This is a genomic window from Levilactobacillus enshiensis (assembly GCF_007115095.1).
In the GTDB taxonomy this organism is placed as follows: domain Bacteria; phylum Bacillota; class Bacilli; order Lactobacillales; family Lactobacillaceae; genus Levilactobacillus; species Levilactobacillus enshiensis.
The window spans coordinates 164,381-188,999 of the sequence record NZ_SULH01000001.1 but is presented as its reverse complement, the minus strand read 5'-3'; the positions used below and the strand labels follow the sequence as shown (position 1 = coordinate 188,999).

Genomic DNA, 24,619 nt, shown 5'->3' with positions numbered 1-24,619 from the left:
TCCTCTTGCCCTCATGATACCACATCGGTAAAAACTGATTGAACCGGTATAAGCCAACCCTACGGTAATTATCAGAGATTTCGTGCCTAGAGTCTAAGACAACACGCCCAGACTCTTTTGCACTCCGAACGTATCCGGTCAAAACGTGGAACCCAAGACAGTCAGCGAACATTAACCACCGTTTGGCCCACACCCCTGAATTTAATATTTATAAGCCCTGCTAAATCATAAACAAAAAAGCGAGCTCCGTAATGAACTCGCTAACATAAAGAACTATTTGAAATTCCTTCTAGTCTTAGGACAGCTAACCTTCTGCTTTTTTCAATAAGAGCTCATCCTTATGTTCACGTACATATGCTTTGAACATTGGATCTGAAAAATGCCAATAATTACGATCATCACTAGTTAAAATTTCCAAAGCTGGCCCTTTAAGCTTAGTTAAAACCGGGCTTAGCGAACTAGAGCTCATCTCTTTACCGTTGCGTAGCTCATTAACAGCACTCAGAATTCCTTGCGTCGTCATCGTATTTTCTTCAGAATTAGCCATTGCATACAAAACATAGTTTCTTACTGTTGTTTTAGTACTGGTTTTATTCTTTGCTTTGTCTAGCCGTGAACGGTACTCCAGTTCATTAACCGCAAACACTTCTTGAATCGCGTCAGTAATATACTTATCTTTCATAGTTTGACTATTTTCATCGAGTGCTGCATAACCCGCATTTCGTCCCAGTTCATGGAGCACCTTGCCAATCCCGGTGGAAATATAAACTGTCTTATCAATCTGCCGTTCAGAACTTTTTAACTTGGCATTATCCCAACCCGTTTTAATAATCAGCTTGCTCTCAGTTTCATTTAAGTATGGGACAGCTATCGTTGCCAAGCGACTCCTCAATGACTGAACATCATGCCAAAGTTCCTTAGCCGTTTCAGCAATTCCGACAAAAACAATCTTAGCATAAGAATCTTCGTAGTTAACAGCATCATCAGACATGTTCTTCGCAATTTCTGCCAATCTAATTCTGAGACCATCAGCTTCAACGGATAGATTTTCCATATCATCAACAATAAGAACCGTATTCCGTTTAAACAGGACTTCCTCAAGAATCGCGAAATCATCAATTCCCATGTATTGCTCAGTAATATTTTGATTCGTACTTTGGCTCTGCACTTCAGCCCGCAAGGAAAACCAACGCAGCCCAGCCTTTGCCTCTGCTTGAACACCGTCTTCGTTAGTCTGAATTCTCTGAACTACTCTGCTCAAATGCAGTCTACCAGCAACATCTGCAATAAAGCTTTCAATTGTCGTTTTATTGCTCATGGTGACGCGAACACTTTTAGTACCATGGGACTTCTCTAACTTCTTTAAATTGTCCAAGACCATGCTTGTCTTTCCAGCACCAGTTGGCCCATAAACCAACACTTGTCTTCCTCGCTGGGCAAATTCACGCATAATCGTTCTGTCCAAGTTACCTCGATCAACATAATTTTTAACAGCGGGCATACTTGGCGTAAACCAGTTGTTTAATGCATCTGCTGCTTTCTCACTCCAACTCCAAGCCATTAGTACTCCACCTTTAAGTGTTTTGTGTTTTGTGTTTTGTGTTTTGTGTTTTGTGTTTTAATTATATCACTGTTCAGCGTCCTTCTAGGCGTGTATGCATTGCATGTTCCAAATAAAAATAGTCTTCATATCTGATCTCGCTTCGAGATATATCGCCACAACTATTAGCCCACTTCTCCAACTAAAAAAGGCTGCGACTATTCTCAGTCACAACCCTCGCTTGAATTTCCAAATGTAACGGTTCATCATGCTTCACTAGTCTTCTGTGTCCGGTTGGGCTGGCATGGCTTGTTCCCGCAGAATCCAGGTAATACCATATGCATCAACAATCTGGCCCATCTTGCCACCAGTTACCTTGGAGAAGGGACTGATGACCTTAACGTCTGACTTCACCAGTCGTTGGTAAAGCGCATCGAGTGCCTTGACACTGGCACTGTCATCTTCATCCACGGCAAGCATCAACGAAATCAGCGTCGATGACGTCGGCTGACCCATTAAAGCATCTGCGCATTGAACATTTAAGCCCAAGATACGAAAGCCACCATTCATGGTCATCTGGTCTAGATCCACCGTTGGTTCCAACCCAAATTGTTCAACCTCCGTGGCCGTTGGGCTGATTCGATAAACATCGGTCGCACCAAAGACACTTTGATAATAGGCAATGGCCTCTTTGGCATTTTCAAACTCCAGATATGGAATTAATTTTGCTTGCATGATTCGGTACCCCATTTACTTACTATTTTTTAAGATGTGTTTGGCTAGCCCCTAGCTGACGGGTACTAGTCCCCCCAATTAGCTGACCCACAGGTAAAATCTAGGTCTCATTATACCCTTAATTATCGCTAAACGGTAGGTTACGCAGACTCTGAGCGATATCAGCTACCGATTGTTCCGTATCCGCCTGATGTTGCGTAGTTGGCGTACTAGATGAAGACAAAGGCTGTGTTGGCGCGGCTTTTACCGTTCTGTCTGCCCCAGCAGGTCGCTGGTGCATGCCGTCCATTGTTTCATTCAGTAAATGGTCGACGAAGACGTTTCCTTGATTGGTCGCATGGCCTTTTGTCCACTGATAGGTCAAGTGGCTAAACTGTGGTAACAACCGATCAACATCTTGCCACAGTTCCGCGTTAACTAGCGGTCCCGCACTGCGTTTCCAGCCCCGACGTTTCCAGCCCGCTAACCAACCTTTAGTGACGGCATTTAGGACGTATTGTGAGTCCAAAACAAATTGAATTTCCGTCTGTGTTTGTCCTAAATCCACCAAACGTTGCAACGCGTTACGAAACGCCATGATTTCCATACGATTATTGGTCGCACCAAACTCGCCAGCAGACCCCGTCACGGCCCGATCGGGTAATTCGATTCGGTATGCCCAGGCAGCCTTATCGACCGACCGCACGTGACCACCGGCAACGTTACCCGTATTCCGTGAGCCGCCATCCGTATAAACGGTGATGGTTGGTGTCCCCGTTGCCCTCTGCGTGGTTGTTCCCGCAGCCCTCTTTGCCGTCGGTGTTGACGGGGGAGTCGCCTTGGCTGTCATAAATGACTTGGCAGCCACTTCCGTCGTAAAACTTTTGTACTGTGCACCTGAAAAGCCACTAACTTGTTTTTGTGTTTCCGGCCAAGTCCGATAAATCCCTGGTTGCCGGCCCCGCCGAACTGCGTAGTATTTCTGTGCCAAATGTATCCCCGCTTTCGAACTGATGTATGCTAGTTTACCATACTTTATCCTGGCACTGGTCATATCCACCATTACCACATTTGTGTACCCGTTACCATCCTAATCCCCTCTAGACAAATTTTTTTCGGTAGTTGACCGTCAGAACCGCAAATTTGCCTAAAATTTAAAGGGTAAATTGTTTCCATAACTTTTAGATTATGCTAACCTAGTAAGTGTGAATACTGGCCGGAGACTGTCATTTTCACTTATTTTTTCAATTTTTTGAGGGGGTTTTTTATGAAGAATCCGATTCGTGCAACCATTATTTCCGTCGAGCAAGCCCGTGCTATGTTGAAAGACCAGCACGAACAACGCGACGAACGTTTTCCACAACTCGCCATCTCCGGTCAATACATCTTACCAGACTACCGGCTAACCCGTAAGCGTGAAGCTTTTAAAATTCGGAAACATACCTTTTTAAAACGTCACTTTCGCTCTTACGTGGCCTTTGACTCCGATAACGGTCAAACGCTGTGGATTCACAATTTTCCCAGCTTGTCCGAAGCGTGCTTCTGGTTAAATACCGGCTTAAAGCCCGGTGACACCGACTCTGCCAAGTCTTATCAAGATTGGAAGGGCGAACATGCAGACGAGATTGAGGTCTTAAAGGAACAGCTACGCACACAACACAAGGTCAAGAAACAGCCCGTTGTGTCTAAGCCGTTAACCGTGGCCGCCGTCAAGAAAGCACATGCTAAAAGATAATTTCATAAATAAGCGCCGCGGTAGAAGTTTACCGCGGCGCTTTTCATTTGCTTTAAATTTGAAAATACAATAGCTGTTACGTTCCTAATTAGAGGTTCATGTGAACTTGCTTAGGGTCAGTTTGCACGATAATTTTACCGTGGTGAATGGAGTAGAGCACTTCTGAGCGTTGATTCAATGCGTCATAGAAGTTGTCATTGTTCATAACGACCAAGTTAGCTGGCTTACCAACTTCGATACCATAGTGGTCGGTCACATGCATCGCCTTGGCCCCGTGAGTCGTGACAAATTGATAGGAGTTCATAATGTCATCGTAGCCCATCATTTGGGTCACGTGAATGCCCATGTGAAGCGAATCCAACATGTTGCCGTCACCCATTGGGTACCAAGGATCCTTAATGTCGTCTTCACCAAACGCAACGTTAACGCCGGCCGCATTTAATTCCTTGACCCGCGTTAAACCCCGCCGCTTAGGATACGTATCGAAACGGCCACCCAAGTGCGTGTTGATCAGGGGGTTCGAAATCATGTTGATGTGGGACATTTGCAACAAGCGCATCAGCTTGTAGGCGTAAGCGTTGTTGTAAGAACCCATCGCCGTGGTGTGGCTAGCTGTTACTTGGTCGCCCAAGCCCGTTTCCAAGGCCAACGTGGCTAGCGTTTCCAGTCCACGAGAAGCCGGGTCATCGATTTCGTCACAGTGGGCGTCAACGAGCTTGCCATATTTTTGTGCCAATTCAACGGCGAAATGGAGTGATTCCACGCTGTATTCACGAGTGAATTCGAAATGCGGAATGGCCCCGATAACGTCAACTCCCAGCTTAGCAGCCTGTTCCATTAATTCTTTACCGTGTGGGAAGGACAGAATCCCTTCTTGGGGGAACGCAACCAATTGCAGTTCAATAAAGTCCTTAACTTCATCACGAACTTCAATCAAAGCCTTGAGGGCCGTCAAGCTAGGATCAGTGACGTCCACGTGGGACCGAACGAATTGGATTCCGTTGGCTGCTTGCCGTTCCAAAGCCATACGGGCCCGTGTCTTGACGTCTTCGATACTCAACGTCTTCTTCCGTTCAGACCAGATTCGAATGCCGTCAAATAGCGTTCCTGATTGGTTCCATTCCGGATCCCCGGCCGTCATGGTACTATCCAAATGAACATGTGGATCAACGAATGGTGGAATGATCAGTTTGTTCTGAGCATCAATCACCTTTTCATTATCTTGGGGCGTTAAATGGTCGGCAATGGCTGTAAACTTGCCATCCTCGATTCGAATATCTTGTGGTTGCTTGGCGTTTTCAATACGTCCTTGTTGAATTAACATGCGTACTTTCCTCCTGATCGATTTAACGAACATTTTCAATAAAAACCAGAAATTGTCAATCCCAGCAGTAACAGCGTGCTATCAGTGATTATTCCAATCGTAGCGGCAATTGCAACCACCGTTGTTGGTATCAGACACCACCATGGCCCCCGGCGTGCAGAACGAACAATCCCTATTAAGCTTATCACAGTTAGTGCTAATCCGAACGTTAAAGTCAGTGGTTCGTTGGGAAAGTAACGATACAACGTTCCCACTGACCCCATAATAGCAACCCAACTGGCAACAATTCCGGCCAAACACCAGCTTAATGGTCGGATAATTTCTGTTCGCATGGCAACTTCCCCCAATTCCTGTAATCTTTCCGCTGAACGACCCCAACTGGATACCCGTTTCTCAGGTCACGAGTGGTCCCTACAGGCGCCGGAATATCTGGCATATTTGCAACTATCACCTAACCATTGGCTTATTCCGCAACGTTGTAAATCCCTTGGCCCACCTGGTTTGCGGGAACAAGTTAGTATAACGAAATTTATACCCGATATCGTTGGCCTTTGCCTAGTCATTTATGCTATGCTGAGGCTGTTCTAAATTTAAAGCGGAGGTTCGATGAATCATGGTTGTTAATTCTTATCCACAAGCCCTCACCATTGCTGGGTCCGATAGCGATGGCAGTGCCGGTATGCAGGCCGATTTACACACCTTTTTCGCCCGTCAAGTTTACGGGGCGTCCGTCATTACCGCTTGCGTAGCCGGCAACTCTTACGGCATTCACGCCAGTGTTCCCATGCCCACTGACTTCATTGACCAAGAATTTGCGGACCTTGCCGCTGATTACCACATTCGGGCAGCCAAGACTGGGATGCTCGCCGATTCAGAATTGATCAATGATGTCGTGAAAAACTATCAAAAAGCCGATTTCGGCCCACTGGTCGTCGATCCGGTCATCATGACCAAACATGGCAATCAGCTATTGGAAGAAAGTGCCTTCGAGACATTACGAACCGCGCTCCTCCCATTAGCCACGGTTCTCACGCCAAATTTTTACGAGTCCGAGAAGATCGCTGAAATGACGATTACGTCCGCCGACGATATGGTCAAGGCAGCCCATAAGATGCAACAAATGGGCGCCAAAAATATCATCGCTAAGGGCAGTCACGCCAACACTGACCAAACCGAGGTCCGCGACTTCGTCTTGCTTGAGTCCGGTGAGGCGTTCTGGTTAAGTGAACCTTACCACCAAACCGACCGGGTCAACGGTACCGGCGACTCGCTTTCAGCATGTATCACCGCTGAACTAGCTAAGGGAACACCCATGAAGCGCGCCATCGAAATTGCCAAGCAGTTTGTTAATACGGCCATCGGGAGTCCCATTGAAGTTGGTCACAAATTTGGCCCCGTCAATCACTGGGCCGCTCAAAATCGCGACTATTAAAATTTCTATCAGAGGAGCTGTGACGGTTGTCATGGCTCTTTTAGCATCTCCGACTAAGGGTCGAAAGCTTCAAAGCGAGCGAGAAGACTGGTGTTTTTCCAGTCTGAAGCGTCCCCACAGCAGGCGGAATTCCTGACAGCCGTACTGCGCCCATTTAGACTAATTTAACGGCACGATTACTCACCAACGATCCGGTCGCCAAGTCCGACCATCGACCTCTCCCTGCAATTGATCATGCCGCCGATCCTGTTCCGCAATCAACTTGTCTAATGCTACCCAAAATGCCCGGTCAGTGAATTGCGCCTGTTGACTGGCCAGCGTCTTAATCTGCGTGTGTAACCATTCTGCTTGCTCAGTCATCTTCCTGCTCCTTAATCATCGCCAGCGTATCGGCCAATGCCTCAATATCGTCTTTTTGCTGCTCAAATTCCGCCTGAATCAATCGACCGGTCGCCTGTTGTTCTGGCGGCAACTGATCAATCATGGCGGGTAGCCTATGGGCAAACCAAGCTTGGCGCTGCTCTAGGCCATCCGGCTGTTCCTGCGTGAGGTAGCGCTGATAGTCCACGACCAATTGCAATTTTTCTGGTTCCTCCAGATAGCTAAATTGATAAATGGGAAAGGTCGGTAACCACCGCATGTGCGCGCGTTCAGCGACTGCAGCCAGTGGTGCCAAAGCCGCGTCCAATGTGAGGCCTTCTGCCCCGCCTCGTTGGAAGGCTTTTTCTGGCATGCCCGTTGTCACCACAATACCCAATTCCTTATCAGTCAAAGGAAAACGGTGGTCACCATACACGAACGTTCGCGTCAGCACCGAATCCTCCCACTGCTTTAGACCAGCCGGCGCTGCATACCAGTACAGCGGAAATTGCAAGATGATTCGGTCAGCCTGCCGGAGCTGGCTTTGCTCCCGTGCGACATCGAACGTCCCCTGACTCTCCAGATGTTCCCAAGTCACATTTTTCACCGGTAAACTGGCCTTTAAAAATTGCTGGCTGGTCGAATCGGCCAATTGGGGATGTGAAACTAATACTAGGGTCTTCATGCCCCCTCAACTCCTTTATGCTTCCTATTGTTGCATTTACTGTATCACAAAATCTACGAAAGCTTGCCGGCAAAGTCTGGCTCGTTTCGATTGGGCAAGTCACGCTGCGTCGGCGTAAACTAATCCCAATCCGTCACCTATGACTGCTAATCAGCTACGATTTTCAAAACCACCCTACCAGTTTGCAGTTCCACTTATCGCCTGAAAACCAAATTGCTTGTATTATTAGATAAGACAGTTTACTATTGGTGTAAATCAAATAGGTGGTGAGTCTTGTGAGTGAAAAAGTATTTAATCAAACTGAATTAGCGAAGTTTAACGGTCAAGACGGTCAACCGGCTTATGTTGCGGTTGCTGGTGTTGTCTACGATGTCACCGGCGTTGATGCTTGGGCTGGTGGCAAGCACCACGGCAATCTCGCTGGCCAGGAACTGACTAGTGTTATCGACGGTCAATCCCCTCATGGGCGGAAGGTCTTAAAAAATCTGCCCGTTGTCGGCCAATACGAAGATTAAGTTAAGTAACTTGCTAACTGACGATTGGGAATCCGTGCATCTATCGCTTCCGAATCGTCTTTTTTAACACTATTTTTAATCCAAAAGTCTGGGACATAACTCAAAAAATCAGCTTTTTCAGAAGGCTCCTTCTGAAAAAACTGATTTTTTTGCCATGATCATGTCGAAACGTGCGCCACCAGACAGATTGTTGCGCTTAACTCGCAAACTAACCGTCTGATATTCCACTCTTCTTCACGTTTACCTCATTCAATTGATGTCGCAAGAGAGATTCGAACCCTCGACCTACGGTTTAGAAGACCGTTGCTCTATCCAGCTGAGCTATTGCGACCTAATGTGGTCTGATAACCAACAACCTCTTAATTATAGAGAAGCCAATGCGCCGTGTCAATTCCAGATATTAAGGGAGTGGTTAGTTGACGCTCCCCCTGCTTTCGGCTAAAGTTGGGCTAAACTACCCGGGGGTGTTCCTCATGACCTACATTCATATTGGTGCCGAAGTTGTCGTCTTTTTCGCAGCCATCACGCTGATCTACTACTTCTTCCAAATTACACAGGCACTGGGTGAACGAAAGCAAAATATTAAATACCTAATTATCGCTGCCATTGTCCTCTTCATTGCCTATCCTGTCTCTAACCTGTCTGGCAAGGCAACGGTCAGTCCCACCAACCAGATTTCCAATCAGGTTCGGAAAGCGCAAAAAAAGCACAAGGAGAAGCAAGAGTCAGCGAAGAAAGACGCTTCTAAACAGCGAGAGAGTTCCTCAACCTCAAAGTAAACGCGCAATTGCGACCACCTTATCAGTGCTGGTTATCCCGCAAAAGACGCTCAGTTACCTAACCTCAAGTGCAGCAACGATTTGTTCCACCTGGAATTGATAATTAAGCGTACTCACCCTTTAGCTCATCAACCAATTGTTTCCAGAAGTTACGATCCTCTGAAGAAATCATTTTTTTAGGCAAATGGCTTGCAATATTCCTGTAACATTAAGATAATATAACTGTAACCTAAAGTTGATGGGGGGAATTTCTATGCATGCTGTTATTGCCATTTTACTAATTATTGTAATCGCCGCACTAGGTCAATTGTACCTGAACGATCGGGCTGCTTTTCGTCAAAAGAGCAAGCACCTTGCCAATCACGACAAATTCCACAACAATTCTGATCGACGGTTAAGTTAGCCCTATCTCTATCCCAGCGCTCGGATGCGACCGAACGCTTTTTTATTTTTTAGAAACAAAAAAGCCACCGACAAAATGTCGATGACTTTTTTCGACTCGATTAGGCTAATAAATTAGTCAACAACCGAAACGTTAGCAGCTTGTGGGCCACGGTCGCCTTGTTCTACATCAAGGGATACGTGTTGGCCTTCTTCAAGAGTCTTGAAGCCTTCACTGTTGATAGCAGAGAAGTGAACGAAAACGTCTGAGCCGTTTTCCAAAGTGATGAAGCCGTAACCTTTATCAGCGTTGAACCATTTAACAGTACCTTGTTCCATAAGAATGAAACCTCCGTGCGCATAGCGCAATATATTTGCATTTGAAAGCTGGGGTAAAAAGGAGCCATTCTTAAAGAACGTCGAGCCTTTAAAACTTCCGAACCATAAATACATTAACCATAGGATAACAGGTATTTCCGATAATAGCAAATGGAAAGTGCTAAAAAGTCTATGAGTTTTTAAATATCGGTCAATAATTTTCTGCTAACCAATTGTGGGCAGCCATGACTTCCTGCGGGGTCAATTGGTGGGTTCCCCCCGTCACTTCTACAGTGGTCGTCATCCCCGCGCGTTCGCAGTCTGCCGCCACTTGTTGGACCGTTGCCACCCGCACCAATGGGTCGTGTTGACCGGCTGATAGCCAGACCCGATACCCTGGCCGCTTGATGGCCATGGGCACGGCCACACGTAGCGGATGAAATAAAATTGCGATTTGCCCAGGAAGCAGTCCCATTTGCACACCATAGGCCGCCATTGTAGCGCCATTCGAATAACCGACCACCACTAAATCATCAAGTGACCAACGATGGCGTTGACAGATCTGTTCGACCGTTGCCCCCAACCAAGCCGCTTCTCGCGAAATCTGTTTGGGGTTCGCTGCTTGACTAGCCGTCTGTTGGAAATATTGGCGCTGGGCACCAACACCGATTCGACCAGCAATCGTAATCAGCGGACTTTGTGGTGCTAGCCGGCGACCAAACGTTAGCATCTCTTCATTCGTGCCACCCGTACCTTGTAGCAACAACAACGGGGGTGCCGTATTGGCTCCCGGTGCCGTCTCAATTAAGTCTGATTCAGCCACGCTCAGCCCTCCTCAAGTTAGCGGTGAACGATCAATTCAATTTGCCCCTTTTGAGGAGCAAAGTTCAAGCCGTAACACTCTTCCGTTAAAATCTTTGCGTATTCTGCCAACACATCCGCTGGCATCGGGGTGTGCGTCCGTAAATGTTCGATAAGTTCAGTTGCTGAACTGACATCTTTCAGGGTTACAAATAACAGTGCATTATTAATTAAATCATGTAGTAGATCCGTTAATAAACCGTTGGGCTTCCCAACTGGATCAGTTACTACGACCTGATGGCTCTCAACTTCTTGGTGATTGACCGAAATAAATTTCAACACATCAAAAACTGTTTGCATGATTTGTCACTCCCTCATCAAACCGGTTTGTCCTAATTAATTAGATGATACTGCAATTTGGGGACCACGGAAACTAATTCCTCCCAAATGCATCTGGAAAACCTTGCTTTTCGTAACGCGCCATTATTTTTTCCTGTACCTTAGGTAGCGGTAACGCCGCAATCTGTTCAGCCGGAATCCATTTTCCGGGGTAAAAGGTCAGCTTGGGCGTTGTCGTTAGGGTGGCCATTAGTAACTTGACCTGCCAACGTTGGTGGGTATACGTGTGGCTAACCGGTTGGCCGCCCACCGGAGACAACTTCACTGGTACTTGGTACTCGGTCGCCCAGCGTTGCTCTAAGGTGGCGATATCAGTCGCTAGGTCGGCTGGTTCGGTAGCAGCCTCGTCTTGAAGGTCGGCCTGCAGAAATAGTGGGAAGGTCCAGTACCCCGCCAACATTTCTTGAGTCGTTCGTTGCGTGAGCAGATACCCTGTTGGCGATTGCACGATGACGGCATAGTAGGGCATCAACTTGGGACGTGGCGCTTTTGTCTTCACGGGAAAATCAAGCACGCGGTTCGCCTTAAATGACGCATCAAACGCCTTAACTGGTGAATGTGCCGTATCTGGATTTTTACTGGTCATGTAGCTCGACCCCAGATCCATGATGGCTTGGTTGAATGCACCTGGTCGGTCGGGGTCAACAATCGGTTGAATAATTTGCTCAAATAACTGACGCGTCTGGGGCTTGGCAATGTCGTCTTCAATCATCAAAAGCCGACTAAAGACACGAAAAGCATTGCCATCAACCGCCGGGACGACTTCGCCAAACGCAATACTGGCAATGGCACAAGACGTGTAAGGACCGATGCCAGTCAAATCAGCTAACCCGGCTGCCGTTTCCGGCCATTTGCCATGATAGTCGTGCACCACCTGTTGCGCCGCCCGCTGTAAATTACGGGCCCGCGAGTAGTAGCCGAGTCCCTGCCAAGCCTTCAATAAGGTCTCTTGATCCGCTGCAGCTAAATCTTCAACCGTTGGAAAAATCGCCATAAAGTTCAAGTAATACGGAATCACCGTCTTAACTTGTGTCTGTTGCAGCATAACCTCGCTGACCCACACGTGATACGGGTCTTGATCTCGCCGCCATGGCAAGTCGCGGCCCTCGCGATCATACCACGCCAAAAGGGTCTTGCGAAACGCCTTAATCGTCGTTGCTGACCAGTGTTCCATCATCATTTTCCGTCCCTTCGCATCGCTAATTGTTCCTATTCTAGCTAATTTCTACGGCTGGAACAAGTGATGGGGCAAATTGTGCCCGGCCAGTCATCATAACCGCTTTTCCTCACAAGTCGTAACGCGGTCATGGCTACTGCCCCCTCAGCACGTAACTAAGTCTTGACGTGACCGGTTGACTCCCCTATCATCAGGAAAGAATGACAACTAACGGAGTGAATAAAGTGAAGCATTGGGGAATCTTTTTAATTGGCCTGCTACTATGTGTTGGGCTGACCGGGTGCACCGTCGTTCAAGAAACGATGTCGCCCAGTGATAGTAAAGGGGTCATGACAAAGAATCAGGTGCTTAACCTTTCCACGTCGCAGCCCTTAACCACCTTAGATACCGACAAGATGAGTCAATTTGGCCGGCTCAATAATACGATTGAGGGGCTCTTTTCGGCGACTGGCGATGGTCAAACTGAACTGGCCCTCGCTAAAAAGGTCACGCTCAATCAGGCGCGCACGACTTACACCTTTGACCTCTGGAAGGATTCCTATTGGAGTAACGGCGACCTCATCACCGCGAAAGATTTCGTGTACGCTTGGCAACGCGCCCTCGCACCGCAGACCAAGGCACCGGATGCCGATCTGTTTGTCGGCATTCACAACGCCCGAAAGATCCTCGACGGCCGCTTGCCCGCGACGCAGCTTGGTGTCAGTGCGCCTAGTAAGTTTACATTAATCGTCCACCTTGACCACCCCATGGCAGAGCTTCCGCAACGACTGACCTATCCCCTATTTGGCCCCCAAAATGAGCGGATCGCCAAAAAATTCGGGAAGCGCTATGCCACGAAGCCGCAATATCAAGTCTACGCCGGGCCATTCATGGTCGCGACGACTGGCAATACTCAGACGCATTGGCACATGGTCCCCAACCCACACTACTGGGATCGCAAGCACGTCTACCTCAGTCGCATCAACGTTAACGTTTACCGTAATCCCAAAAAGGCTTGGCGCGCCTATCAAAATGGTGACCTAGATGAGGTTCGCCTCTGGTCGCAATCTAATATGAAATACTATGAAAAACAAGCTGCCTACACGGCACGCCCTTATTCGAGAATGGTCTCACTCGCCTATCGTCAAAATGGCGCGAACATGACGGTCAACCAACTGCTCCAGCAACGGGTTGCCCGCCTGGCCATCTCCCATGCCGTCAACCGGAAAAAGCTGGCCCAGGCTTCCTATGGTAGCACCTCCCTGCCAGCACAGGGCATCGTTCCAGCCGGACTCAGCCGCGGTCAACGGGGAACCGCTGATTTTGCCGCAGCACAACCGAACCAAAAAACCATGGCCTACCAGCCTAAGCTCGCCAAAAAGGAATGGCAGTCAGCACTCAAGTCTATTGGCACGAAACACGTCACACTGTCCGTAAGCTACCTGGATGCGATCAATAGTAAAAAGCTCGCTAAGAAGTTACAGCAACAACTTGAAGCGACCCTCCCCGGCCTAACAATCAAATTGAAACAACGCGGCTGGTCCGTTGAAGAACAAGCGGGACCACTGGAAACTGACCTGACCATTCTCACGCAACGCGCACAATACGCCGATCCGCTGGCCATGCTGGCGCTCTACACCAGTTCAAGTACCGCTAATCTGGGTCACTGGTCAAATCCCACTTACGACAGCCTGATTGCAGAAGCCAGCAACGCCCCTTCATTTAACGTCCACCGCTGGCAAACGCTTTTGAAGGCCGATGGTGTCCTGATGACCCAGCAGGGCGTCACGCCGCTGTTACAGCCCGCTAGCACCTACCTGATCAATCCCAAGCTTAACGGGGTGCAGTACAACACCGTGGGCACGCAGTCAAACTTTAAAGAAGCTTACTTTGTCAAATAGCCATCAAAAAGAGTGGGCCATCAGGCGATTAGTTTGCGAGCATTAACGTGAGAACAGGGGTTATGCCTGGTCTTGGCATAATTCCTGTTCTCGGGTTAAGCGCAACAAAATGCCTGATGGTGCACGTTTCGACACGATAATGGCAAAAAGTGAAATCAGCTGTTTCAGAAGAGAATAATTCTTCTGAAACAGCTGATTTTTGAGTTATGTCCTAGTATGTTTTGGTCGTTCAGTTATAACGGCTTATGGTAATTTTTTAACGGCAGTCTGTACAAGCTCTTCCCCCACAAACTCACTGGTCAGCCGCTGCATCGGCGTGAACCCATGCCGATCCTTGTAGGCCACCGGATAAGCAGCGACGACTGCCACTTTTAGGTTGTTCTCGGTTAAAAAGATTTGGCCAAGGCCCTTGTACTTGCCCTTGCTGTGCCGACCAGTTCGCCAGGAATGCAACTTGAAGTCACCATCCGGCTCCCGCTTGATCTCATATTGACCGGAAGCATTGGCTGCCACTGGCACGCCGATGTATTGGTTCACGTCATACTTAGCCTTCATGCGGTGCCTCCGCTGTCAATGCCGTGACGACTGGGTTAACCGCAGCGTTACCCAGAATGGCCAGCACCTCTGGTTGACTGAGAACCGCCGTGACTGCGGCCGGCGTTGCATCGATACCAGTTAGTTTTTCAGCGACCGTGTGCAGTTGATCCGGCGTCGCCACGGTGCCGAAGAGCGCAACGGCCTTGAACTTAGCCGCATGCACCGTAAAGTTTAAATGAAGCTGGCCGGTTGGCAACAAGACCGCCCGGTACTCCCGAAAGCCAGGATTGGCACCATAATTCCACTCGTCCGTTCGGTACTTTTCACTGAGTCGTTGGTCAATGATCGACCAATCATGCGCGGACAGGTGATACGTCTCAATCTGATCAAGCCGGTCGACCTCAAAGATATGGCAGAGTAAGGCTTCCTTGAACTCCTGAATGTCCAAATTCTGATATTCAGGGGCGAGGTACTGACGCAGATTGGTAATGGGAACCCGGTTCGAGGCGACCCCTCTGTGTGGTCGGTCGCTGGCAGGCAATAGGGCTTGGTGAGCAGCATCAACGTTTAAATCGTACATGATTGTTCCCCCGGCCGCATAACCATCACCATTCTTAAACATGGTCATCCCGGAAAATTTCTTCCCATCGACGATTAAGGCACTCTTGTTACTGATGCTGGGTGAATCCACCCCCATAGCCGCTAATGCCCGGAGAATTGGTTCGGCAAAAACGGTATAGTCGCCAAATTTGGACCCATCTTGCGGATCACCATTCACGATGTGCTCAAAAATCAGGTTTCGTTCGTCATGATAGACGGCACCACCACCGGATGTCCGCCGAACGAGCTGAACGTCATGCTTGGCAAGGTAGTGAAAATCCACCTCAGCCGTCACAGTCTGGTTAATGCCGACAATGACCGCCGGTTGATTCACATACATCATTAACCCATGCCCAGGAAGCTTCAGGTCGTTAACCAAGTAATTGTCGATTGACTGGTTCACAACGGCATCCGTAACGACCTTTCCTTGACGATTTGTATCAATTAAAAACATGCTGAATTCTCCCTTCGTTCTCCCCCGATTAAGTGCTTACATTTTAGCATAGACGCCGACCAGCAACAACCAACTATGATTCGTGAAGCAAGTGACAAGCGTCTTATTGTCAGCGGTTGCAAGCAAAGGGTATACTAAAGGGTAAACACGATGGCTGGTATTCAAATCAACCAGCCGCCAACGACACTAGGGAGGAATTTATCATGACCGAACACCCACAATCATTTTGGCAACGCCTGTTAGGCTGGTTTCATCACGACAGTAAGCCCGCGACACCAGCAATCACTGTAAAGGATGGGGTCTGGTTACAAATGCGCGATCAAGGTCATTATCGTATGGGTCTTTCCAGCGATGCCCTCGAACAAATTGGCGACATCAGTTTCGCTGACCTCCCCATCATGACCGACGACGTTCTCGCTGCCGGCGATGATATTTTGGAAGTTGAAAGCGACAAGGCCGTTGAAAACTTCAAGACGCCTTACGCTGGCACCGTAGTCAAGGTAAACGAGGATCTAGTTGCTGATCCCACGGTCATCAACCAGAATAAGCAACCGGACAATTGGATTTTGGAACTGCAAGTTGCTTAATTAAAACTAACCACCGCTTAACCGCCTATCATTTTAGCAAGCTATTCTAGGGTCTGGGGCTTTTGCCCCAGACCCGTTTGCGTCTCCAAATCTATATTGACGAGACGTGCGGCAAAGGACAGTTCTTTTGATTACACAAAATTTCAGCCACTTAACCCGGGTTATAACCAACTTTTAGGTCCCGCAACTAAACGGTCCGTGCAGTTAATGCTCGGGTTTGCTAGGCTTGAAGCAATTGTTAATTGGAGGCATCATTTATGAATATCGGCGAACAAATTAAAAACCAACGGGAACGTCAACAGTGGTCCCAACAGGAATTAGCTGATCAGCTAAGCATCTCGCGCCAGTCCATTTCAAAGTGGGAGCGAGGAACCGCCCTCCCCAGTTTTGCCAACGTTGTCACCCTGAGCCAGCTCTTCCAGGTGACCATCGATGACTTGATTAGAGAAGACCCACACATGATGAAACGGCTAGAACGACCAGTCACCGGCCCACTCACCTTGATTCTGCTGAGTAGCTGCGGCCTAGCACTAATTGGCGCCATTACTTCTCTCAGTTTCGGTGTCGGCATGACAGCCTTTGTCGACGCGACACAATCGCTCATCCTGATTGGTGTTCTTGTCTTACTTGGTCTGGTCTACTGGAACCAGCGCCACCACCAAGTGCCGTTGACACGCTGGGTAATTGCTCTGGCCATTCTCACGTTGACCCTGCTACTTGTCCCACAAGTTGACAGCATAATCATGGGTTTTCTAGAGGGCCTGCGGGAACAGACAAATTAAGTTGTTCTGCCTCAACCCCGACCTACAATGAAGTACCTGTTAAACGAAGGGCACCGCTACCATCTGATTTCTCAGACCATAGCGGTGCCCTTTATGACGCCTTGAACCCGTCGCTTAGCTTCATTGACAACTGAACGTTTGCCATGTCTCTAGCTCATTGACGCTTTACCAGCGATATTGAACCGGATTCTTAATGTATTTATCGTAAACGTCACGAACAATGGCCATCTGGTCTGCCGTAAAGGCTGGCAATTCGGCCGCGGCAACGTTACGTGTGATTTGTTCTGGCTTAGAAGCCCCCGGAATCACCGTGCTGACCGCATCGGCCATCAAGATGTAACGCAACGCCATTTGTGCCAACTGATTGCCGGCACCCAAGCGGTCCTTCAACTCATCAGCTGCTTTAACCCCAGTCGCATAATCCACGCCAGAGAAGGTTTCCCCCTGGTCAAAGGATTCGCCGTGGCGGTTAAATGTCCGGTGGTCTTCCTTGCCAAACGTGGTCGCCATGGTGTATTTACCACTCAATAAACCACTGGCCAATGGCACTCGGGCAATAATCCCAACGTTATGTTCCTTGGCCATCTTGAAGAAGTTATCGGCTGGCCGTAACCGGAACATGTTGTAAATAATTTCAACAGCAGAGATGTCGTAGTCTAAGGCTTTCATGGCTTCCTCGACCCGTTCAACACTGACGCCATAGTTCTTGATCTTCCCCGCTTTTTTCAACTGATCAAGCGTGAAGAATACTTCTGGCGTGTAGTAAACCGGTGTTGGTGGACAGTGCAATAACACATTGTCCAAAGCGTCGACATCCAAATTGGTCAGGCACTCTTCAACAAACTTCGTTAAATTTTCCGCCGTGTAGCCGCTGGCAACGTGGGGATCTAGCTTCCGGCCAATCTTAGTCGACACGAAAACTTTATCTTGCTTGCCCTTGATAAACTTAGCCAAAGCCCGTTCACTCTGACCATCTTGATAAATATCGGCCGTATCAAAGAAGTTAACTCCCGCATCGTAGGCCGCAGCTAACGTGTTTTGGGCATCCTTTTCATCGAAGGGATCACCCCACTTTGAACCAAGCTGCCACGTTCCTAAGGAAACTTCACTAATTTTAAAACCCGTTTTACCTAATACCCGGTAATCCATGTTAAGTCCTCACCTTTCAGCCGTCTTGATTGACGTTCTCCACCCTATTCTGCCGGTTTTTACTAAGACCGTCAACGATTTCCAGTAATCTTGGCAACGAAATATTTACCATTCGCGTTTAAAAGGACTACCATGAACTTGAAGCCGGTGGCATATGCCAAAAACAGAAACCGCTGACCCCAATTTTCATTTTGGAGGTAATTGGTTATGGCTGTTGTATTTAAGACTGCTTTATTGGATGAAATTATGAAGGATGTATTCGACTGGTCCGATCAGGATATGCCTGTTCGTGACGCATTGTGGGATTATTTCATGGAATCCAATGGTCACAACACCGATGAATCTGAAGCTTCTATGAAGAAGATCGATGCTAAGTCTGACGATGAAGTTCGGGCTTACGTCGAAGAAAACCTCAAGAAGTAACCGGCTGTTTCAACCTAAAAAAGAGTCTGGGATTAATTCCCAGACTCTTTTTTCAACTTCTAATTTAATTTAGGCGTGACCCCATAAGCCGTCAAATAACGCCGGCCCGTAGCCGGATCAATCATCATCTGAGTCACACTGGTATTCGCCGGTTCAGGCAAGGCCGTGGTCGCCGGTGCACCAATCATCAACAAGGCCGTGGCCTTGATGGTGAGGCCATGACTGACCACCAAGATATGGTCATTTGGGTGGTCGACTACTTCTTCCGCCAACCACTGACCAACCCGCCGTTGGATGGCCAGGTAAGACTCGCCACCAACCGTCCGTAAGACATCTGGCAAGGCTTCCCCAGTAACCGCATCGAAATCCTGTGGTCGTTGCTCACGTAAGCCAACAAAGTTTTCGCCTGTCCACTCCCCATAGGCTACTTCCATGAGACGGTCGTCGAACTGCGGGGTTAATGGTAACACTTCAGTCAGTGCGGCCGTCGTTTGGCGTGCGCGGTGGAGTGGACTGCTGACGATTTGATCGTACGACCGGCCACGCAGCCACTGTGCGACCCGTTCTGCTTGTTGGAGCCCAGTTACCGTTAAATGTGTGACGGCACTGTCTAGTTGTCCTTGCATGACCTGGTCCACGTTTGCCTGCGTTTGCCCGTGACGGATCCAATCAAAAGTCGTCATATTGTCACTTCCTATTGTTTCTCAAACTGCGTTTCGATTTTCCGGCGTCCTTGTTGTAACAGGTAAATGGCCACAATGACCAACACCGACCCAATCACTTCCGCAATTGTAATTTTCAAGCTTAAAAATAGAATCGATAACACAAAGGTAATCACCGGTTGCGTGGCATCCACGATACTAATGACATCGGATGGCGCAAAATGGCTACTGTAAAGTAATAATGAGAACGGCAGAATCGTCCCGACGATGATCACCGTTGCCATTGACCCGATCAGTGTGCTTGTAATTGGCGGCATGTTCATGAATACGGGGTGGTATAAGTTAAAAACGACCCCCGCAATAAACGTTCCCCAACCCAACACTGTAATCGGTGCATGACCATAATCCCGAACTAATGGCCGGGGTAAAACCACATAACAGGCCGCCGTGATTCCGGAACCGATTCCCCAAAGTAGAGAATCTAACGGAATCGCGAGTTGCGAGATATTCCCCCGCGTAATGGCCAGGAAGACCCCCACCAGTGCCACACCAAAAGCGATTAAATCACTTCGCAATGGCCGCTCATGTTTAAATAATAGACTTCCTAGCACAATAAATAAAGGACTCAAGTACTGAAGAATGGTCGCAGCCGCCGCATTCCCGCTTTGAACCGCAATGTAAAAGGTCAGTAAATTGGCACCCAACCCGATGAGCGCGTAGGCGACCATCCAAAAGATCTCCCGCCAACTATGAAAAACGGCGAACGTTTTCTTACCGTATAAAATAAAACTGATAATCAGTAAAATAACGCCGGCGCCCATCGTTCTAGCGGATAAAAACCAGCTGGCGGGAATGGCTTGTCCCTGCGAAATAAACTGTAAAACCGTTCCCGAAACCCCAAACATGGCCGACGCAACGGTGGCCCAAAAGATACCCTTCATGACGTTTTCCGTCGGTGCTCCAATATTCTTCAAAACGTGATAAATCCTTTCTCTCCCATACCCGTAGTGGCGGTATGCATCTTAAATGTAATTGTTAAAGTGTGCTCTTGGCTAAACTGAGCTTGTCGCTATTGACTAACGCTCACCCAACCATTCACGCAATTTGAACTGGACTGGAGAAGTACTCCTCAAGCTACAGACGGGCCCTGACGACCAGCGTGCACCCCACTTAGACTGTCCATAATTTTTCTATTTTACCGGACGACCATTAGAATTTGACGGCAAAATGTCTAAAATCTCAATTTTTTCGTGTCACCATTTAAACGACCGATACCCCCTCATCTGGTTAGCCTATTTTTCTATTTAGTCATTTAGACATCTCTTCATCACAAATGGGAGCAACCGTTTGGGCTGCTCCCATTTTCGCTTATTCTCTATTGAGTATAGCCGTCCAATGTAAACCCGTAAACCCAATACTCTTATAAATAAAATAGTGACCGCAACCCTTCGGCTACAGTCACTATACGATGACTATTCAGAATCAATTCAATCTCTCGCGGAAGACGATAACCTGTCCAGTGCGTTGTACCCGCGGCCTAGGCCGTATGGTCGACCCGGCGGGCTAACCAGTCACCCACCAATTGAATGATGAAGACGATGACTAAAATGATCAACATGGCGAGGAAGATCACGTCGATTTGAAATTGGTTATACCCGATGTTGACGGCCAAGTTCCCTAAGCCACCACCACCAATGGCACCAGCCATGGCGGTCAGGTCAATCAGACTGATCAACGTTAGGACGGAAGAACGGATAATATCCGCCAAACCTTCCTTGAGATACACCCGAAAGATAATGGCAATGGGACCGGAACCAACCGATTCAGCGGCTTCAATCACACCACGATCCACCTCAGCTAGCGCATTTTGTATCTGCCGCGCATAAAACGGGGCAGACCCAATGACTAGCGGCACGATAGCTGCAGTCGTTCCAATCGCCGTTCCGACAATTAGCCGTGTAACTGGCGCAATGATTGCCAGTAAAATAACAAACGGAATTGACCGGAACAGGTTAACGAACTTATCTAAAATGTTATAGACAATGCGGTTCTCTAAAATGCCACCAGGTTGGGTCACAATCAACCCAATCCCAATTGCCATCCCGATAACCCCAGCAATAATTGCGGTGATGGCCGTCATGTACAGCGTCTCACCCGTTGCTTGGATGAACTCGCTCTTCATCGTCACTGCGTTTGGAAAATACTTTGCGAACCAACCCAATTTAGGCCACCCCCGGTTTCTTTGGCTTTAAATGCGTAATGGTAATCCCAGCGTCCTGACAATATTGCCAAGCCGCTTTCAACTTGTCGGGTTCCCCGGTCATCACAACAATCAGGTTCCCCAGCGGTGTGTCCTGTAAAATTTCAACGTTCCCATACAGAATGTTTGAGACGACTTCGTACCGTTTGTACAGCTCGGTAATCAGCGGTGCATCAGTCGTTGCTCCCACATATTGTAGTTGAACCAGTTGATGATGATCGTCTAAGCCTAGCGTGCTAGCCTGTCGGTAAATCTTTTCCAACGCCTGATTAATCTGCGTCGCGGTGTTGATAAAGTCCTTCGTCAATGGCTGTTTAGGTTGACTGAAAATGGTCACCAGATCGCCACGCTCGATGATTTCGCCGGATTCCATGACGGCCACCTTGTTACAGATTTCCTTGACGGCTTCCATTTCATGGGTAATCAAGACCACCGTTAGGCCCAATTCCTTATTCAACCGTTTCAACAGTTCCAAAATGGCTGACGTCGTCTTGGGATCCAAAGCACTCGTCGCTTCATCGCTAATCAAAATCTCAGGATCGTTAGCCAGTGCCCGGGCAATGGCAACCCGTTGTTTTTGCCCACCGGATAGTTGCGCGGGATAATCCGTCGCCTTTTCCGTTAAGCCCACCAAATCAAGCAGATGCGCAACCTTCTCCTGCCGTTCACTACGCGACAACTTGCCGCCCTTCAAGGGATAGTCAACGTTGTCCGCAATCGTCCGGGAATTCATCAGGTTAAAGTGTTGAAAGATCATGCCGATCTTGGTCCGCGCCGTCCGTAATTCATGGGAACTCAACGCCAAAATGTCTTGACCGTTTACCTCAACGCTACCGGCAGTTGGCTTCTGGAGCCGATTAATTACGCGGACGAGCGTACTCTTCCCCGCTCCGGAATAGCCGACGACGCCGTAAATGTCACCCCGGTTGACCGTCAACGAAACCTGCTTGACGGCTTCAACGGTTTGTCCTTTATTATGGAAGGTTACGTCGATATCTTTTAATTGAATAATCGCTTCGTTAGTCACTAACTTCATTCTCCTTACTCGCCAATGCCGGCAAATGCGTCTACTTCAGCTTCAAATTCCAAGCAGGAATGGATAAGCCATCGTAGGCCTTTTGAATTTCTTTCTTAGTTGATTCCGTCTGGTACGCCTTGATGATTTTCTTGAAGACTGCCTTATTCTTGTCAGACTTGTTGACAGCCAAAATGTTGATGTATGGCTTGGACGCCTTGTTGACCTTTTCTTGGAACAATGCCTTTTTCGCATCCAGCTTAGCACCAGCAGCAAATTCATTGTTGATAACTGCAGCGGTAGCATCAGACAATGACCGTGGCGTCTGAGCTGCATCCAGTGGCGTAATCTTCAAGTTCAACTTGTTTTGTGTAATATTCTTAGGTGTTGGCAATGTCACTTTAGGGTCAACCTTGATCAAACCAGCAGATTCCAGCAAATGTAAGGCCCGGCCTTCGTTAGTCGCGTCATTGGGAATGGTGATTTGGTCACCCTTCTTGATTTGAGAAACCTTGGTGATTTTCTTGGAGTACAACCGCAGTGGGGCTAAGTAAGTGTTCGCAATACCAACTAAATTAGACTTGTGCGCCTTGTTCCAAGCATCCAAGAAGTAGGTGTGTTGGAACGAATTCATGTCGATTTCGTGATTAGAAAGTGCCGAATTAGGCTGGTTATAATCCGTAAACGTGGTCAATTTGATCGTAATGTTTTCCTTGGCCAACTTCTTTTGGATTGGTTTCCAAATCTTTTCATCGGAACCCATGATACCAACCTTAACCGTGGTGTTCTTGGAAGCGGACTTGCCACAACCAGCAACAATCAATAATGGAATCAACAATAATAAGAGCCAGCTAATATGTTTAAATGATTTCTTCATTCTTAAAACCCCTTTGATATCCCTATTTTTAAATCCATCCGCAATACGAAACGCCACAATTGAAAACAGCGACCAAAACAAAAAGTCCGCTCCTAAATTAATAGAAACGAACTTTGTCGTGGTACCATTCTAATTTAAGTTAGGCTAAAAAGATGCCCAGCTCCTCATTAACACTCGCCAGCTTTCGCCTTAAAGTGCGTGCACGATAATGAGTGCCAGTCATCACCACCTCATCACTAGGACTTAGCAGTGCCAATTCATTTCAGGCCATCTTCACCCCGTCGTTGGTTACCCACTTGCAGCAAATCGTGGGCTCTCTTGAAACCGGTAACGATGGTTACTCTCCTGATCACATTGTTTTCAATCGCTTAATTTATCAGTAAGTCTAATGCAACTTTAATCCGGTGTCAAGCAAGAATTGCTATAAATTATTTTATAGCAAGCCCCGTCAAGCTGGGATTTGACCACCAGCGTAACAACTAAATCGGTTTCAGTCAAGCTTAACTTCTCACTCAAATTTCACACAAACACCGAAGCAGATTGCAGAAATTAACGGCTAGCCATCATTTTTTGACCAGACCGACCTAGTCGTCCAGAACCTGTTCCTTCAAGATACCAGCCGCCAGTAAGAACATGTGCGTGACCACCGGGCCCACGAACTTGAATCCCCGACGTTTAAGATCCTTAGCAACTGCCGAGCCCAGCGTTGACTGGTTGGTCAACTCATCGCGTGTCACCGCCGGTAGGAGCAGCGGCGTCCCATTGACGAATTCCCACAGATAGTCCGCAAAACTACCAAACTCCCGTTGAACCTGTAACAACGCCCGTGCATTTTGAATCGTGGCCCGAATCTTCCGGCCGTTGCGAATCATCGTTGGGTCCTGTGCAATCCGGTCACCATCGATTTCTAACTCGAAACCAGCTACCCGCTGTGGATCCATCCCCGCAAAGACCCGGCGATAAACGGGAAGTTTACTAGCCGCTGCCTGCCAACTCAAACCAACTTGGAAGACACCGACCGTTAACAGTTCGAACAAGACGTGGTCGTCGTGAGTGGGCGTCCCAAAGTAAGCTTGATACTCCTGCACCCCGTCCGTCTCCCACTGCCGACCGTCATCTGGTCCAATTGCCATGTTTCGTCACGCCCTTCACTAATCTCCATCTACTATAGCAAAGACCGAGGCTAAACAAAAGGACAGTCCCCGCCACGACTGTTCCTGGCAAGGACTATCC

29 protein-coding genes and 1 tRNA gene are annotated in these 24,619 nt (G+C 48.1%); 9 read left to right on the top strand and 21 right to left on the bottom strand.

The annotated features are described in order from the left end of the window. Nucleotides 1-304: 304 nt before the first annotated feature. From FAY32_RS00870 to FAY32_RS00860, 3 genes are all read right to left on the bottom strand, one after another. Complete coding sequence (locus tag FAY32_RS00870) at nt 305-1,561, bottom strand: ATP-binding protein (protein WP_143461440.1); 1,257 nt, start codon at nt 1,559-1,561, stop codon at nt 305-307. Nucleotides 1,562-1,816: 255 nt separating this feature from the next. Next, complete coding sequence (locus FAY32_RS00865) at nt 1,817-2,275, bottom strand: VOC family protein (protein WP_143461439.1); 459 nt, start codon at nt 2,273-2,275, stop codon at nt 1,817-1,819. Between the two features lie 118 nt (nt 2,276-2,393). Next, nucleotides 2,394-3,245 (bottom strand): ribonuclease H family protein, encoded by an 852-nt coding sequence (locus FAY32_RS00860; protein ID WP_143461438.1) that lies wholly within the window; start codon nt 3,243-3,245, stop codon nt 2,394-2,396. A gap of 276 nt (nt 3,246-3,521) precedes the next feature. On the opposite strand from FAY32_RS00860, the gene FAY32_RS00855 reads away from it, so the two are divergent. Next, nucleotides 3,522-3,989 carry a hypothetical protein gene (locus FAY32_RS00855; protein WP_143461437.1) on the top strand — a complete coding sequence of 156 codons (468 nt, stop codon included), beginning with the start codon at nt 3,522-3,524 and terminating at the stop codon, nt 3,987-3,989. Nucleotides 3,990-4,077: 88 nt separating this feature from the next. On the opposite strand, the gene codA is transcribed toward FAY32_RS00855, so the two are convergent. Then, complete coding sequence (gene codA, locus FAY32_RS00850) at nt 4,078-5,313, bottom strand: cytosine deaminase (RefSeq protein ID WP_143461436.1); 1,236 nt, start codon at nt 5,311-5,313, stop codon at nt 4,078-4,080. 35 nt (nt 5,314-5,348) lie between these two features. Next, nucleotides 5,349-5,645 (bottom strand): hypothetical protein, encoded by a 297-nt coding sequence (locus FAY32_RS00845; protein WP_143461435.1) that lies wholly within the window; start codon nt 5,643-5,645, stop codon nt 5,349-5,351. A 281-nt stretch (nt 5,646-5,926) separates the two neighbouring features. Between FAY32_RS00845 and thiD the strand changes: the two genes are divergently transcribed. Continuing rightward, nucleotides 5,927-6,745 (top strand): bifunctional hydroxymethylpyrimidine kinase/phosphomethylpyrimidine kinase, encoded by an 819-nt coding sequence (thiD, locus tag FAY32_RS00840; protein ID WP_143461434.1) that lies wholly within the window; start codon nt 5,927-5,929, stop codon nt 6,743-6,745. Nucleotides 6,746-6,925: 180 nt separating this feature from the next. On the opposite strand, the gene FAY32_RS00835 is transcribed toward thiD, so the two are convergent. Next, a complete protein-coding gene (locus FAY32_RS00835; RefSeq protein ID WP_143461433.1) occupies nt 6,926-7,105 on the bottom strand; it encodes a hypothetical protein in 180 nt (59 codons plus the stop codon). After that, nucleotides 7,098-7,790, bottom strand: a complete 693-nt coding sequence (locus tag FAY32_RS00830) for an NAD(P)H-dependent oxidoreductase (RefSeq protein ID WP_143461432.1) — start codon at nt 7,788-7,790, stop codon at nt 7,098-7,100. The genes FAY32_RS00835 and FAY32_RS00830 overlap by 8 nt, the downstream gene beginning before the upstream one ends. Before the next feature lie 275 nt (nt 7,791-8,065). Between FAY32_RS00830 and FAY32_RS00825 the strand changes: the two genes are divergently transcribed. Next, nucleotides 8,066-8,305 (top strand): cytochrome b5 domain-containing protein, encoded by a 240-nt coding sequence (locus tag FAY32_RS00825; protein WP_143461431.1) that lies wholly within the window; start codon nt 8,066-8,068, stop codon nt 8,303-8,305. 257 nt (nt 8,306-8,562) lie between these two features. Here the strand turns inward: FAY32_RS00825 and FAY32_RS00820 are convergent. Further along, nucleotides 8,563-8,636: transfer RNA gene (locus tag FAY32_RS00820), tRNA-Arg, on the bottom strand. A 142-nt stretch (nt 8,637-8,778) separates the two neighbouring features. Between FAY32_RS00820 and FAY32_RS00815 the strand changes: the two genes are divergently transcribed. Both FAY32_RS00815 and FAY32_RS14770 read left to right on the top strand, forming a co-directional pair. Further along, the gene (locus FAY32_RS00815; protein WP_143461430.1) at nt 8,779-9,084 is read left to right on the top strand and encodes a hypothetical protein; all 306 of its coding nucleotides are present in this window, start codon (nt 8,779-8,781) and stop codon (nt 9,082-9,084) included. Between the two features lie 253 nt (nt 9,085-9,337). Further along, nucleotides 9,338-9,487 carry a hypothetical protein gene (locus FAY32_RS14770; RefSeq protein WP_191988121.1) on the top strand — a complete coding sequence of 50 codons (150 nt, stop codon included), beginning with the start codon at nt 9,338-9,340 and terminating at the stop codon, nt 9,485-9,487. Nucleotides 9,488-9,600: 113 nt separating this feature from the next. Here the strand turns inward: FAY32_RS14770 and FAY32_RS00810 are convergent, their stop codons facing one another. From FAY32_RS00810 to mutY, 4 genes are all read right to left on the bottom strand, one after another. After that, on the bottom strand, nt 9,601-9,804 hold the full coding sequence (locus FAY32_RS00810; protein ID WP_011668621.1) for a cold-shock protein: 204 nt from the start codon (nt 9,802-9,804) through the stop codon (nt 9,601-9,603). A 190-nt stretch (nt 9,805-9,994) separates the two neighbouring features. Further along, on the bottom strand, nt 9,995-10,606 hold the full coding sequence (locus FAY32_RS00805; RefSeq protein WP_143461429.1) for an alpha/beta hydrolase: 612 nt from the start codon (nt 10,604-10,606) through the stop codon (nt 9,995-9,997). 17 nt (nt 10,607-10,623) lie between these two features. Next, the gene (locus FAY32_RS00800; protein ID WP_143461428.1) at nt 10,624-10,944 is read right to left on the bottom strand and encodes a hypothetical protein; all 321 of its coding nucleotides are present in this window, start codon (nt 10,942-10,944) and stop codon (nt 10,624-10,626) included. Between the two features lie 73 nt (nt 10,945-11,017). Continuing rightward, nucleotides 11,018-12,157, bottom strand: a complete 1,140-nt coding sequence (gene mutY / locus FAY32_RS00795; protein WP_143461897.1) for an A/G-specific adenine glycosylase — start codon at nt 12,155-12,157, stop codon at nt 11,018-11,020. A gap of 227 nt (nt 12,158-12,384) precedes the next feature. Here mutY and FAY32_RS00790 point away from each other — a divergent pair, with 227 nt between their 5' ends. Beyond that, nucleotides 12,385-14,040 (top strand): peptide ABC transporter substrate-binding protein, encoded by a 1,656-nt coding sequence (locus FAY32_RS00790; protein ID WP_225428256.1) that lies wholly within the window; start codon nt 12,385-12,387, stop codon nt 14,038-14,040. A 243-nt stretch (nt 14,041-14,283) separates the two neighbouring features. On the opposite strand, the gene FAY32_RS00785 is transcribed toward FAY32_RS00790, so the two are convergent. Both FAY32_RS00785 and FAY32_RS00780 read right to left on the bottom strand, forming a co-directional pair. Beyond that, nucleotides 14,284-14,595: a DUF7671 family protein gene (locus tag FAY32_RS00785; RefSeq protein ID WP_143461426.1), complete on the bottom strand. Its 312-nt coding sequence runs from the start codon at nt 14,593-14,595 to the stop codon at nt 14,284-14,286. After that, nucleotides 14,585-15,631, bottom strand: coding sequence for a lipoate--protein ligase (locus tag FAY32_RS00780; protein ID WP_143461425.1), 1,047 nt, complete (start codon nt 15,629-15,631; stop codon nt 14,585-14,587). Before FAY32_RS00780 ends, FAY32_RS00785 begins: the two co-directional genes overlap by 11 nt. A gap of 203 nt (nt 15,632-15,834) precedes the next feature. Here FAY32_RS00780 and FAY32_RS00775 point away from each other — a divergent pair, with 203 nt between their 5' ends. Together FAY32_RS00775 and FAY32_RS00770 are read left to right on the top strand one after the other, a co-directional pair. Beyond that, complete coding sequence (locus tag FAY32_RS00775) at nt 15,835-16,218, top strand: glycine cleavage system protein H (protein ID WP_143461424.1); 384 nt, start codon at nt 15,835-15,837, stop codon at nt 16,216-16,218. Nucleotides 16,219-16,475: 257 nt separating this feature from the next. Continuing rightward, the gene (locus tag FAY32_RS00770) at nt 16,476-17,000 is read left to right on the top strand and encodes a helix-turn-helix domain-containing protein (RefSeq protein WP_143461423.1); all 525 of its coding nucleotides are present in this window, start codon (nt 16,476-16,478) and stop codon (nt 16,998-17,000) included. Between the two features lie 165 nt (nt 17,001-17,165). On the opposite strand, the gene FAY32_RS00765 is transcribed toward FAY32_RS00770, so the two are convergent. Next, nucleotides 17,166-18,149, bottom strand: coding sequence for an aldo/keto reductase (locus FAY32_RS00765; RefSeq protein WP_143461422.1), 984 nt, complete (start codon nt 18,147-18,149; stop codon nt 17,166-17,168). Between the two features lie 207 nt (nt 18,150-18,356). Between FAY32_RS00765 and FAY32_RS00760 the strand changes: the two genes are divergently transcribed. Then, complete coding sequence (locus FAY32_RS00760; protein ID WP_143461421.1) at nt 18,357-18,572, top strand: P8 family protein; 216 nt, start codon at nt 18,357-18,359, stop codon at nt 18,570-18,572. A 59-nt stretch (nt 18,573-18,631) separates the two neighbouring features. Here the strand turns inward: FAY32_RS00760 and FAY32_RS00755 are convergent, their stop codons facing one another. The 6 genes from FAY32_RS00755 to FAY32_RS00730 form a co-directional block, all read right to left on the bottom strand. Further along, nucleotides 18,632-19,255: a histidine phosphatase family protein gene (locus FAY32_RS00755; protein ID WP_143461420.1), complete on the bottom strand. Its 624-nt coding sequence runs from the start codon at nt 19,253-19,255 to the stop codon at nt 18,632-18,634. Nucleotides 19,256-19,266: 11 nt separating this feature from the next. After that, nucleotides 19,267-20,175 carry a DMT family transporter gene (locus tag FAY32_RS00750; protein WP_143461896.1) on the bottom strand — a complete coding sequence of 303 codons (909 nt, stop codon included), beginning with the start codon at nt 20,173-20,175 and terminating at the stop codon, nt 19,267-19,269. A gap of 596 nt (nt 20,176-20,771) precedes the next feature. Next, on the bottom strand, nt 20,772-21,416 hold the full coding sequence (locus FAY32_RS00745; protein ID WP_191988132.1) for a methionine ABC transporter permease: 645 nt from the start codon (nt 21,414-21,416) through the stop codon (nt 20,772-20,774). Between the two features lie 40 nt (nt 21,417-21,456). After that, nucleotides 21,457-22,530, bottom strand: a complete 1,074-nt coding sequence (locus FAY32_RS00740) for a methionine ABC transporter ATP-binding protein (protein ID WP_404820113.1) — start codon at nt 22,528-22,530, stop codon at nt 21,457-21,459. Nucleotides 22,531-22,561: 31 nt separating this feature from the next. Next, complete coding sequence (locus tag FAY32_RS00735) at nt 22,562-23,386, bottom strand: MetQ/NlpA family ABC transporter substrate-binding protein (protein ID WP_143461418.1); 825 nt, start codon at nt 23,384-23,386, stop codon at nt 22,562-22,564. Nucleotides 23,387-23,970: 584 nt separating this feature from the next. Then, the gene (locus tag FAY32_RS00730; protein ID WP_143461417.1) at nt 23,971-24,519 is read right to left on the bottom strand and encodes a DNA-3-methyladenine glycosylase I; all 549 of its coding nucleotides are present in this window, start codon (nt 24,517-24,519) and stop codon (nt 23,971-23,973) included. Nucleotides 24,520-24,619 lie beyond the last annotated feature (100 nt).